12 protein-coding genes are annotated in these 12,137 nt (G+C 30.0%); 11 read left to right on the top strand and 1 reads right to left on the bottom strand.

All coding sequences use genetic code 11. The features are described 5' to 3' along the window. The first annotated feature begins 39 nt into the window (after positions 1–39). The 6 genes from BV55_RS0103835 (at position 40) to BV55_RS0103810 (ending at position 3,480) form a co-directional block, all read left to right on the top strand. Entirely contained in the window at positions 40–648 is a 609-nt protein-coding gene (locus BV55_RS0103835; RefSeq protein WP_029451466.1) for a nucleoside/nucleotide kinase family protein, read from the top strand. Between the two features lie 100 nt (positions 649–748). Next, the gene (locus BV55_RS0103830) at positions 749–1,078 is read left to right on the top strand and encodes a cyclic-di-AMP receptor (RefSeq protein WP_029451465.1); all 330 of its coding nucleotides are present in this window, start codon (positions 749–751) and stop codon (positions 1,076–1,078) included. Between the two features lie 16 nt (positions 1,079–1,094). Continuing rightward, positions 1,095–2,027: a DNA polymerase III subunit delta' gene (locus tag BV55_RS0103825; RefSeq protein ID WP_029451464.1), complete on the top strand. Its 933-nt coding sequence runs from the start codon at positions 1,095–1,097 to the stop codon at positions 2,025–2,027. A gap of 1 nt (position 2,028) precedes the next feature. Continuing rightward, the gene (locus BV55_RS0103820; RefSeq protein ID WP_029451462.1) at positions 2,029–2,934 is read left to right on the top strand and encodes a PSP1 domain-containing protein; all 906 of its coding nucleotides are present in this window, start codon (positions 2,029–2,031) and stop codon (positions 2,932–2,934) included. A gap of 16 nt (positions 2,935–2,950) precedes the next feature. Next, a complete protein-coding gene (locus BV55_RS0103815) occupies positions 2,951–3,157 on the top strand; it encodes a heavy-metal-associated domain-containing protein (RefSeq protein ID WP_029451460.1) in 207 nt (68 codons plus the stop codon). Between the two features lie 152 nt (positions 3,158–3,309). Further along, positions 3,310–3,480 carry a DUF362 domain-containing protein gene (locus BV55_RS0103810; protein ID WP_029451459.1) on the top strand — a complete coding sequence of 57 codons (171 nt, stop codon included), beginning with the start codon at positions 3,310–3,312 and terminating at the stop codon, positions 3,478–3,480. A 53-nt stretch (positions 3,481–3,533) separates the two neighbouring features. On the opposite strand, the gene BV55_RS0103805 is transcribed toward BV55_RS0103810, so the two are convergent. Continuing rightward, complete coding sequence (locus BV55_RS0103805) at positions 3,534–4,181, bottom strand: MBL fold metallo-hydrolase (protein ID WP_051652387.1); 648 nt, start codon at positions 4,179–4,181, stop codon at positions 3,534–3,536. A 257-nt stretch (positions 4,182–4,438) separates the two neighbouring features. On the opposite strand from BV55_RS0103805, the gene BV55_RS0103800 reads away from it, so the two are divergent. The 5 genes from BV55_RS0103800 to BV55_RS0103780 all read left to right on the top strand — a co-directional run bounded on the left by BV55_RS0103800 (position 4,439) and on the right by BV55_RS0103780 (position 12,091). Further along, positions 4,439–4,897, top strand: coding sequence for a CtsR family transcriptional regulator (locus BV55_RS0103800; RefSeq protein WP_029451457.1), 459 nt, complete (start codon positions 4,439–4,441; stop codon positions 4,895–4,897). Between the two features lie 54 nt (positions 4,898–4,951). Further along, on the top strand, positions 4,952–5,467 hold the full coding sequence (locus tag BV55_RS0103795) for a UvrB/UvrC motif-containing protein (protein WP_029451455.1): 516 nt from the start codon (positions 4,952–4,954) through the stop codon (positions 5,465–5,467). A gap of 10 nt (positions 5,468–5,477) precedes the next feature. Further along, a complete protein-coding gene (locus BV55_RS0103790; protein ID WP_029451454.1) occupies positions 5,478–6,506 on the top strand; it encodes a protein arginine kinase in 1,029 nt (342 codons plus the stop codon). A 41-nt stretch (positions 6,507–6,547) separates the two neighbouring features. Then, positions 6,548–8,983 carry an ATP-dependent Clp protease ATP-binding subunit gene (locus BV55_RS0103785; RefSeq protein WP_029451453.1) on the top strand — a complete coding sequence of 812 codons (2,436 nt, stop codon included), beginning with the start codon at positions 6,548–6,550 and terminating at the stop codon, positions 8,981–8,983. 183 nt (positions 8,984–9,166) lie between these two features. Further along, entirely contained in the window at positions 9,167–12,091 is a 2,925-nt protein-coding gene (locus BV55_RS0103780) for an insulinase family protein (RefSeq protein ID WP_029451452.1), read from the top strand. Positions 12,092–12,137 lie beyond the last annotated feature (46 nt).

Below are 12,137 nucleotides of genomic sequence, written 5' to 3'. Positions count from 1 at the left end.
GTTATTCTATGACTATATTTATTGGGAATGAGGAAGTCTATGGGAAAGATATTTTGTTTAATGGGAAAAAGCAGTTCAGGGAAAGATACTATATTTAAAAAATTAAAAGAAGATGATGACTTAAAATTAAAACCTATCATAACCTATACTACAAGACCTAAAAGAGTTAGTGAAACTAATGGTGTAGAGTATTATTTTATTAATGAGGATATATTAGAAATTTATAAAATAAAAGGTAAAGTAATAGAACAAAGAATGTATAATACAGTTAATGGAGATTGGTGCTATGCTACTTTAGATGATGGACAAATTGACCTAAATAAGGATGATTATATATTAATAGTTACATTAGAAGCCTATAAAGACCTTAAAGCTTATTTCGGTGAGAACCATGTATTTCCACTTTATGTTATGTTAGATGATGGAATAAGATTGGAAAGAGCTTTGAAAAGAGAAAGAGAACAAAAAGATCCTAATTATGATGAGATATGTAGAAGGTTTTTAGCGGACAATATTGATTTTAGTATTGATAAATTAGAAGAGTGTGGGGTTAATAAATATTATAGAAATGATGATTTAAAAGAGTGCATTTGTAAAATTAAGTATGATATACTTAATGTAAAAATTCATACTAATAAACTATTATGAAATGTAAAGTTGTGATAATATATAGGTACAAACTAAAATTAAAATCATAGTGAATTATGCTTAAAGTGTGGGCATATTTAAATTTGAAGGAGGTTATATTTTGAAACTTATAATAGCTATAGTACAAGATGATGATGCTGGAGACGTAATTGATGTTTTAATGGAAGGTGGATTTAGAGTTACTAAATTAGCTACTACAGGAGGATTCCTAAAATCAGGTAATACTACATTAATGATTGGTGTAGAAGAACAAAATGTAAATAAAGTTTTAGGATTAATTGAAGAAACTTGTAAGACAAGGCAACAAATAATAACTTCCCCATCTCCAGTAGCAGGTTCTACAGGAATATACGTACCTTATCCGGTTGAGGTTGAAGTTGGTGGAGCTACTATATTTGTAGTAGATGTAGATCAGTTTATTAAAATTTAACTGGAGGAGACTTTAAATGAAAAAAGTTATAGGGCATGAGAAGATTATAGCTAGTTTAGATAATTCTATAAAAAATCAAACGCTTTCTCATGCTTATCTCCTTATAGGGGAAGATGGAATAGGAAAAAGTGTTATTGCGAGTAACCTAGCGATTAAGATTTTAGGAAAAGAAGAAGAAAAAGAGTATGCGGATATAATTCATTATAGGAATATTAAAAAGGGTATGGGTGTAAATGAAATCAGAGAGCTAATAGAAGAGATTAATAAAAAGCCCTTTGAGGGAGAAAAGAAAGTAATTATAATATATAAAACTGAAAAAATGACACAACAAGCCCAAAATGCATTTTTAAAAACTATAGAAGAACCACCTAAGGGTGTTCATATAATATTACTTTGTGAAAATTCAGAAGCTATTTTAGATACAATGAAATCTAGATGCCAAATACATAAGTTAAATATGCTTACAGAAGAAGAAATAAGGCAGTATATAAATGAAAATTATAAAATGCTAAAAGAAGAAGAGATAAAAGTTATAGTATCTTTTAGTGGAGGAATACCTGGAAGAATAGATAAATATTTAAATGATGATAGTTTTAACAATATGCGAGATTTAGGGTTTAATATATTAAAAGATAGTAATTGTAAAGACATGGAATATGTGGTAAAGTATGAATTAGAGATATTAAAGTTTAAAGATAAATATGAAGACTTATTTACTATAATGCTTTCCTTTATAAGAGATATAATGGTTTACAAAGAAACAGGAAATGAAGATATTGTAATAAATAAGGATAAGATAGAAAGCGTAAGCTATATGTCAAGAGAAGTGTCTTTTACAAAGTTAAATAGATTAGTAAATGTAATAAATGATACTAAGTACAGTTTAGATAGGAATGCTAACGCTGCAATGACATTAGATGTTATGCTGCTTAATATATTGGAGGTTTAATATGATAAAGGTAGTGGGAGTGAGATTTAAAAAGGCAGGGAAAATTTATTATTTTGACCCTATGGATATGAAGATAGATAAAGATAAGAATGTAATAGTAGAAACTGCAAGAGGAATAGAATTCGGACAGTGTGTTATAGGGTGTAAAGAAGTAAATGAAGATGAAATTGTAGCTCCCTTAAAGACAGTTCTTAGGATAGCAACACTTGAAGATACAAAAAAACATCTGGAGAATAAAGCTAAAGAGAAGTACGCATTTGAAGTATGTACAAAAAAGATAAGTGACCATAACTTAGTTATGAAACTTATAGATGTAGAATATACCTTTGATAATAATAAGGTTATATTTTATTTTACTGCAGAAGGAAGAGTAGACTTTAGAGAACTAGTAAAAGATCTTGCCACTATTTTTAAAACTAGAATTGAGCTAAGACAGATAGGTGTGCGAGATGAAGCAAAAATGATAGGTGGACTTGGACCTTGTGGAAGACCTATGTGTTGCTCTTCATTTTTAGGAGACTTTGCTTCAGTTTCCATAAAAATGGCAAAGGAACAAAATCTTTCTCTTAATCCCACTAAAATATCGGGCATTTGTGGGAGACTTATGTGTTGCTTAAATTATGAGCAAGAGACTTATGAAAATACAAGGAAGAGATTACCTAAGATTGGGTCCATGGTAAAAACTGAAATAGGGAAGGGGGAAGTAGTAGGAAATAGTGTGGTAAAGGAATTAGTAAAAGTAAAACTTAAATCTAATGATGAGGAATTTTTAAGAGAATTCAATATAAGCGAAGTATCTCTAATATCTGGCTCTTACGAAGGCACTGTAAGCGAAAGTGAAATCAAAATTGAAACTATAGACCATCCTGATAAAAAATTGATTAAAGATTTATTCAAAATTGATTAAAAGGGAGGAAATTTATATGAACATTAGTTTAAAGGTTTCTAACATGAACACAAATTCAGATGTAAGCAAGATTAAAGAGGCTATGGGTGAAAATGATGGTGTAGTAGCTTGTGAAATACTACAAGATAAGGATGAAATACAAATAGTATATGATGAGCAATTAGTAACAGTTGAAAAAATTATATCATCAATTGAAGATAAGGGATATACTGTATCACAATAATAAAATTATTATTAAAACAGGATATATTACTAAAATCAGCAATCGTTAAATTTATATTAAACACAATAAAAAACATCTTTTAAATTTAAATGAAACATGTTAGAATGTAGTTGGACAATAAGCTTGTCTAAAATTCTTAGGAGGTGTTTTATATGGCGTACAAAATTGAAGAATCATGTATAAGTTGTGGAGCTTGTGCTCCAGAGTGCCCAGTAAACGCTATAACTCAAGGAGATACTATATACGTTATAGATGCGGATACTTGTATTGACTGCGGAAGTTGTGCAAGTGTTTGCCCAGTAGGTGCACCAGTTCAACAATAATTTTGAGCGAAAAAAAGATCGTCTTAAGGCGATCTTTTTTTATTTATATAAACTTATTTCAATGGTTTTATAAGCATAACCTGATTTTTAAAACTTAAAATATCTTGATCCAATAAAACACTTATGTGATTTATATTGCTTACATTTTTCATGTTTATTATGAATCTAGATGCATCCTCACTTAAATACAAACATTTTGAAGATTTATAACACATAGGTATAACAATGTTGCTTTGAAGGCTTAAAGCAACAGTACAAGCACTACTACCATTTAAAGTGATATTTCCACCAACAGGAACAAAAAGCACATTTATATTACCTATTTCTTTTATCAAACCTTCGTTAAGAATATGTCCAAGTCCTCCTAAATGGCATAATGAAAAATCTTCAGTAGAAATTTTATAAATAATATTTTCACCGCGTTTAAACCCACAAATGTTATCGTTGTAAGTAGGATATCCAATTATCTTAGTATCTTTAAACAGAAAAGCTTTTGTGTTATCAATTATTATTGATTTTTCTTTAAATGGATCTAGGTAAGAATAGTCAAAAACTTTGTGGCTTATAGTTACTATATCTATATTAGGACAAATATCATAAAGTAAGTTTAAATCTAAACCTTCAAAGGGACTCATTAATATATTTGTGCCTTTAGAAGTTTGCACTAAGAAACAAGAATTACCAATCCAATATATTAACATAAAGTTCACCTCAAGTTTATTATAACCAATAATAAAGTTGTTATAATAAAGTTATTACAATATATATCTAAATACGAACCTTAGAGGAATTAGATGTAAGTAGTAGTAAGTAAAAGAATGTGAAGTTTAACTTCTATATTTTGCGAAATTTAATGAGATTTAATCTAAAAATATGAGATTTATCTCTTGAATAAAATTGAAGATAATAATATGATTGTATTAAGGTCAAAGAAAGGCAAAGTCAAAGAGGTGACGTAGTGGCTACATTATCAGATATAATAGAAACATTTATAAAATCATTGTTAGAAGAGAATGATGGAGAAAAATTGCAAATACAAAGAAATGAACTAGCAAGTCAATTTAGTTGTGCTCCATCACAAATTAATTATGTGTTAACTACAAGATTTACCACAGACAAAGGTTATATAATCGAAAGTCGTAGAGGCGGCGGAGGATATATTGTAATAAGACAAACTAAGGATAGTCATGAACATGTAAAAGATATGATAAATGAAAAAATAGGAGAGAGCATAACTTGTGAGTGTGCTATATCGCTAATTGAGGTTCTAATAGATATTGAAATACTTAAAGATAGAGAAGGGCAAATAGTGAAGATGGCCATAAATGATAGGGCTTTAGCATCTATAAATATTGAAGATAGAAATAAGATAAGAGCTGAGCTTTTAAAATCTATGATAATGGTAGTTTTATCATAATATATTTATAAAAAAATAATAGGTTTAATATTAAAAGAATTGGAGTGATGATGTATGTTGTGTGAGAAATGTAATGTAAATCCAGCGAATGTCCATATAGTAAAAATAGTAAATGGTGTTAAGCAAGAAACTAGCATATGTGAGCAATGCGCAAAGGAACAAGAGGGATTAGGTGTAGGATCAGATTTCAATATGGATTCACCTTTTTCTTTTCAAAGCTTACTTAGTGGGCTTGTAGATTATATAAATCAGTCATCAAAAAATGCTCCTCTTCAAGAGGATACATGTGAAAATTGTGGTATGACCTACAGCGAATTCAAAAGAAAAGGACTTTTGGGATGTAGCAAGTGTTATGAAAACTTTAATGAGACACTTCTACCTATTGTAAAAAGAGTCCAAGGGGATACAGAGCATGTAGGTAAATTTCCACTAAAGTCTGGAAAGGCACTTATGGAAAGAAAAAAGATGTTATCATTAAAAGAAGACCTCCAAAAGTCTATACTAGCTGAGGAATATGAAAAAGCAGCAATGTTAAGGGATGAAATAAAGGCCCTTAAAAAATTAGAATAGGGGTGATACTATGAAAAATTGGATAGATAACATTACAAGTAATGACGATATGGTATTAAGTAGCAGAGTAAGGCTTGCAAGAAATATAACAGGAGTTGCGTTTCCACATAAATTAGAATTAGAGGAAGCAAAGGCTTTAGCTAAAAATATTGAGGATACATTTTATGAAGTAGAAAAAGACAAGGGAAACTTTAAAGAAATAGATCTTTGGAAGGTGGATTTAAATCAAGGAAGAAACTATATAGAAAAGCATCTTATTAGTCCTAATTTATTAGCTTCAAAGGATAAATCGGCATTTTTATTAAGTGAAGATGAGACAATAAGCCTTATGATAAATGAAGAAGATCATTTAAGAATTCAATGTATAAGTTCTGGCTTTGATATAAGGGAAGCGTATAAGATAGCAAACAGCATAGATGACGATTTAGAAGAAAAGCTTGATTTTGCATTTGATGATAATTTAGGATATATAACTGCATGCCCTACTAATTTAGGAACAGGTATGAGGGTATCAGCTATGCTCCATCTTCCAGCATTAACAATGAAGGATGAAATTAATGATGCTTTAAAGGCCCTTACACAGTTAGGTATGACTTTAAGAGGGCTTTATGGAGAAGGATCAAAAGCAGAAGGTAATATATATCAAGTTTCAAATCAAATAACTCTTGGTATGAAGGAAGAGGATATTTTAAGTAACTTAGAGGCTGTGGTATCTCAACTTATATCTCAAGAAAATAGAGCTAGAGAACAATTTCTAGGAAGATATAAAAACGAACTGGAAGATAAGATATATAGGTCATTAGGAATTTTGAAAAGTTCAAGAATTTTAAGTTCAAAAGAAGCATTAGATTTACTTTCTAATGTAAGAATGGGAATAGAGATGGAAATATTAAAGGATATAGATAAGGTTAAACTAAATAAACTTTTAGTTGAAACTCAGCCAGCTACATTGCAATTAAGGCTTGGTAGGGATTTAAGTGTTAAAGAAAGAGATATCGAAAGAGCAAATCTTGTAAGAGAATACTTTAATAACAAATAGTTAATAATAAATAATGGATAATAGAAGGGGTGAAGAAAGCTATGATGTTTGAAAAATTTACCGAAAGAGCACAAAATGTTATTTTATATGCAAAAGATGAATCAATAGATCTTCAACATGGATTTATAGGTACGGAGCATATTTTACTTGGAATATTAAAAGAAGAAGGAATGAGTAAAAACATACTAAATAGTATGGGCGTTTCCTTAGAAAATATAAAAGATCTAATAGAAAAAATGGAAGGTAAGGGAGATTTAAGTATAGCTCAAAATGAGGTGCCACTTACACCTAGAACTAAAAGACTTTTAGACCTTAGCCTACTGGAAGCTAGAAATTTAAATCATAATTATGTAACACCAGAACATATACTGTTAGCGCTTATAAGTGAGTCAGAAGGAGTGGCTTTTAATATATTAAAAAGTGTTCAGGTGAACTTTGATAAATTGAGAAGTGAACTTATAAATAGTTTATCTGGTGAAGGAGAAGTAAATAATAGTAGTAAAGGGAAGGTTAAAGGTAGCGATACACCAACATTAAATCAGTATGGACGAGATTTAACTAAAATGGCTGAGGAAGGGAAGCTTGATCCTGTTGTAGGGAGAAAAGAAGAAACTCAAAGAGTGCTTGAAATCTTATCAAGAAGGACAAAAAATAACCCTTGCTTTATAGGCGATCCTGGAGTAGGTAAGACGGCTGTAGTAGAAGGACTTGCACAAAAAATTGTTCAAGGAAATATTCCAGAGCTTTTAAAAGATAAAAGGGTCGTTACATTAGATTTATCCTCAATGATTGCAGGAGCAAAATATAGAGGTGAATTCGAAGAAAGACTTAAAAACGTCATGGAAGAAATAAGAAAAGCTGGAGATGTAATATTATTTATAGATGAGATTCATACTATAATAGGTGCCGGCGGAGCAGAAGGAGCTATAGATGCATCTAATATATTAAAACCAGCTTTAGCTAGAGGCGAAATACAATGTATAGGGGCTACAACTATAGAAGAATATCGAAAACATATAGAAAAAGATGCAGCACTAGAAAGAAGATTTCAGCCAATAGTGGTTGGAGAACCTACAACTGAAGAGGCATTACAAATACTTAAGGGATTAAGAGATAAATATGAAGCACATCATAGAGTTAAGATAACTGATGGAGCATTAGAAGCAGCTGTTAGGCTATCTGACAGATATATAACTGATAGATATCTTCCAGATAAGGCTATTGATTTAATTGATGAAGCAGGTGCTAAAGTTAGAATAAGCAATCTTACTGCTCCACCAAGTTTAAAGAAGATAGAAGAAGATATAGAAAAGATTGGAAAAGAGAAAGAAGATGCTATAAGACTTCAAGATTTTGAGAAGGCAGCAGCATTAAGAGATAAGGAAAAGAAATATAAGGAAAACTTAGAAACTGTAAAACATCAATGGCATACAGAAAACAATTCAGAAACACAAAAGGTGGATGAAGAAGATATCGCAATAATAGTTTCAAGATGGACAAATGTGCCTGTAGAAAAACTCACAGAAAAAGAGTCTAAGAAACTACTTAATCTAGAACAAATACTTCATAATAGGGTTATTGGACAAGAAGAGGCAGTAAAGTCTGTATCTAGAGCAGTGAGACGTGCAAGAGTAGGACTTAAAGATCCAAATAGACCTATAGGGTCATTTATATTTCTAGGACCTACTGGAGTTGGAAAGACAGAACTTTCAAAAGCATTGGCGGAAGCTATGTTTGGAGATCAGGACAACATGATAAGAATTGATATGTCTGAGTATATGGAAAAGCACACCACATCAAAACTTATAGGATCTCCTCCAGGATACGTAGGATATGATGAAGGTGGACAATTAACAGAAAAGGTTAGAAGACATCCTTATTCCGTAATTTTATTTGATGAAATTGAAAAAGCACATCCAGATGTTTTTAATATATTGCTTCAAATATTAGAAGATGGAAGATTAACTGATGGAAAAGGTAAAACTGTAAGCTTTAAAAACACTATAATTATAATGACATCAAATGCAGGAGCCTCTACTATAAAGAAACAAAAGACTGTGGGTTTCAATATATCAGAAGATACAATGGATAGTGATTATGAAAAGATGAAAGAAAATGTATTAGAAGAGCTTAAAAGAGAATTTAGACCAGAATTTTTAAATAGAATTGATGATATAATAGTGTTTGAAACTTTAAAAGAAGAGGATCTAGTAAAAATAGTAGATCTTATGTTGCACTTAGTAACAGATAGATTAAAACAAATAGAAATAAACGTGGAATTTGATGAAGAAAGTAAAAGATTCTTAGCTAAAAAAGGGTTTGATAAAGTTTATGGCGCAAGGCCACTTAGAAGAGCAATAACTAAAATTGTTGAAGATAAGTTAAGTGAAGAAATATTAAAAGGAAATATATCTAAAGGTAATACTGTTTATGGCTATATGGAAGATGGGAATTTAGTATTTAAAAATGAAAATTAGAATGTTATAAAAATAGGGAAGCTTTAATCATAGTTGATAAGCTTCCCTAAACGTTACAATCAGTATAATTTATTTCTTGATTATCTTAATTAATAGGTTATAGTATAAAATAGAGTATTAAAGTAATAAGAAAAAAACTAGTAGATTCTAAGGACATACTTAAAACAGAAAGGAGAGATTTGATTGCCGTTTAAGATTAACGATATATACCATGGATTTAAACTTATAGAGGAAAGAAAGTTAGAAGAATTAAATTCTATAGGGAGGATATTTAATCACGAAAAAACAGGGGCTAAACTAATAAACATCTCAAATGATGACGATAACAAGGTTTTTACAATAGGGTTTAAAACTCCTCCAGAGAACAGTACTGGTGTGCCACATATAATAGAACACTCAGTTTTAGCAGGTTCAAGGAAATTCAAGACAAAAGAACCTTTTGTAGATTTATTAAAAAGTTCACTTAACACATTTTTAAATGCTATGACATTTCCAGATAGGACTGTATATCCTCTAGCAAGTAAAAATGAAAAAGATTTTATTAATCTATTAGATGTGTATATGGATGGAGTATTTTATCCATCTATATATGAAAATGAATATACTTTTATGCAAGAAGGCTGGCATTATATATTAGATGAAAATAAGGATGAATTACGATATAATGGGGTAGTTTATAATGAAATGAAAGGTGCCTACTCTTCACCGGATTCTTTAGCTTTTGACGGAGTCATTAGAAATCTTTACAAAGATACTCCTTATGGACACGATTCAGGAGGAGATCCAGATAATATAACAGAATTAACCTACGAAGACTTTTTAAATTTCCATAAGAAATATTATCATCCATCTAATAGTCATATGTTTTTATATGGTGATGTAGATGTTATTAAGATATTACAATTTATAAATGATAACTATCTTAACAACTTTGATAAATTAGATATAGATGTTCAAATACCTATACAAGAAAAGTTTGAACAGTTGGTAGAAAAAGAAGGGGTATACGGAATATCTAAAGATGAAGATGAAAAGGATAAGACTTACCTTGCTCTTGGCTACAGTGCTGGAGACTTTAGTAATCCAGAAGAAATTTTAGCATTGGACATTTTATATGATATGATTTTAAATAATTCAGCAGCGCCAGTTAAAAAAGCTTTAATGGATGCTGGAATAGGAAAATCTGTAGATGGAGGATTCGAAAATAGCATAAAGCAACCTTTATTTTTGATATTAATTAAAGGAGCTAATGAAGATAAAAAAGATAAGTTTAAAAAGGTCTTAAGAGAAAGCCTTCAAGAAATAGTAGATAAAGGCATAGATAAAGATTTAGCACTAGCTTCAATAAACAAAAGAGAATTTGCATTAAGGGAAGCTGATTTTGGAGGATACCCTAAAGGACTTGTATATTACTATCAGGTTGTTGAAAGTTATATGTATAATAGCGACCCATTTTCACAGCTTCAATATAATAACCTTCTAGAAAATATAAAAAATGGAGTAGATAAAAGATATTTTGAGAATTTAATTGAAAAATATCTTCTTAATAACAACCACTGTTTACTTTATACATTAAAACCTGAAAAGGGCTATATTGAAAAGAAAGAGAAACATATTGAAGAAAAATTAAACATTGTAAAGTCGCAGCTAACAGATAATGATAGAGAAAATATAATTTCAAAAGTTCGTAATTTACGAGCTATACAGGAAAAAGATGATACTGAAGAACAATTAAATACAATACCTAATTTATCTATAAGTGATGTAAATCAGGATATAGAAATTATTCCCTTCGAAGAAAGAGATGAAGATGGAATAAAGGTATTATATAGCGATTTGAATACAAATAAGATTGCTTATCTTAAGCTTATATTTGATGCTAAGGTTATTCCACAGGAACTTATACAATATGGAAAGCTTTTATCAGAAGTTCTTGGTAAGATAAGCACTAATAAATACAATTATGATACACTTATAAATGAAATATCTATACACACTGGTGGAATTAGATTTAATTTAAATAATTATATGGATAGCTTAGATAAGGATCAGTATTATCCAAAGTTTATGGTTAGATCTAAAGCTTTAAATACTGATATTGATAAAGCTATGAACCTTATGTTAGAGATATTAACTAGTACTAAATTTGAAGAAAAAGATTTAATACTTCAAATTATTAGAGAAAACAAATCAAACCACGAGGCTATGATACAAAGTGCTGGAAATGCTGTAGCAGCTAGAAGGCTTTTATCATCTATATCACAAAAGGCAGCTTATGATGAAAAGGTATCTGGGCTTGAATATTACAGGTTCTTATGTGACTTAGAAAGCAATTTCGAAAATAAATGGAATGAATTATCTTTAAACCTAAGCAAGGTATCAAAATTATTATTTAATAAGTCTAATCTAATAGTAAGTTTTGCAGGAGAAGAAGAAGATTATATTACATTTAAAAACAGTATGCCGATTATAGGTAGAAGTCTAAAACCTGAAAGCAATTTATATAAAGATTATGTATTTTTAAATAACAAAACAAACGAAGGATTAACTACTCAAGCTAATATCCAATACGTAGCTAAAGGCGGAAACTTTAAAAAAGATGGCTTTTCTTATAGTGGATCTCTTTTAGTACTTCAAACTATCGCAAAGTATGATTACTTATGGAATAGGGTAAGGGTAAAAGGAGGAGCTTATGGTGTGTCCTTAGACTTTGGAATAACAGGGAATCTATTTATATCATCCTATAGAGACCCTAACCTAGTAGATACATTAAAGGCTTATGATGATATGGCAGAGTATCTAAGACAATTTAGTGCATCTAAAAGAGATATGGATAAGTATATAATAGGTGCAGTGAGAGATTTAGATGTACCTTTGACTAGTTCTATGAGGGCAGAAAGAGCTATCGAAATGTACTTTAGCAAGGTAACATATGATATGATAAGAAAAGAGAGGCAGGAAGTTTTATCAACTACCTTAGAAGATATTAAATCACTTTCAAATCTTATGGAATCAGTTATGAAGCAAAATTATATAACTGTACTTGGAAATGAAGGCAATATAACTAAGAATAAAGATTTGTTTGATAGAGTTGTAAGCGCAATGTGATAATATAAAAAACAAATGCATATCAAGGAACTTTTATATCCCTTGA

Source organism: Clostridium algidicarnis, from assembly GCF_000703125.1.
GTDB lineage: Bacteria > Bacillota > Clostridia > Clostridiales > Clostridiaceae > Clostridium_L > Clostridium_L algidicarnis.
This window is presented reverse-complemented; position numbering and strand designations above follow the sequence as displayed.

Bases quoted from the DNA above. Each gene is read 5' to 3' on its own strand.
- BV55_RS0103785 (WP_029451453.1), top strand. From the start codon at position 6,548: ATGATGTTTGAAAAATTTACCGAAAGAGCACAAAATGTTATTTTATAT.
- BV55_RS0103805 (WP_051652387.1), bottom strand. From the start codon at position 4,181: ATGTTAATATATTGGATTGGTAATTCTTGTTTCTTAGTGCAAACTTCT.
- BV55_RS0103835 (WP_029451466.1), top strand. From the start codon at position 40: ATGGGAAAGATATTTTGTTTAATGGGAAAAAGCAGTTCAGGGAAAGAT.
- BV55_RS0103825 (WP_029451464.1), top strand. From the start codon at position 1,095: ATGAAAAAAGTTATAGGGCATGAGAAGATTATAGCTAGTTTAGATAAT.
- BV55_RS0103815 (WP_029451460.1), top strand. From the start codon at position 2,951: ATGAACATTAGTTTAAAGGTTTCTAACATGAACACAAATTCAGATGTA.
- BV55_RS0103810 (WP_029451459.1), top strand. From the start codon at position 3,310: ATGGCGTACAAAATTGAAGAATCATGTATAAGTTGTGGAGCTTGTGCT.
- BV55_RS0103795 (WP_029451455.1), top strand. From the start codon at position 4,952: ATGTTGTGTGAGAAATGTAATGTAAATCCAGCGAATGTCCATATAGTA.
- BV55_RS0103790 (WP_029451454.1), top strand. From the start codon at position 5,478: ATGAAAAATTGGATAGATAACATTACAAGTAATGACGATATGGTATTA.
- BV55_RS0103820 (WP_029451462.1), top strand. From the start codon at position 2,029: ATGATAAAGGTAGTGGGAGTGAGATTTAAAAAGGCAGGGAAAATTTAT.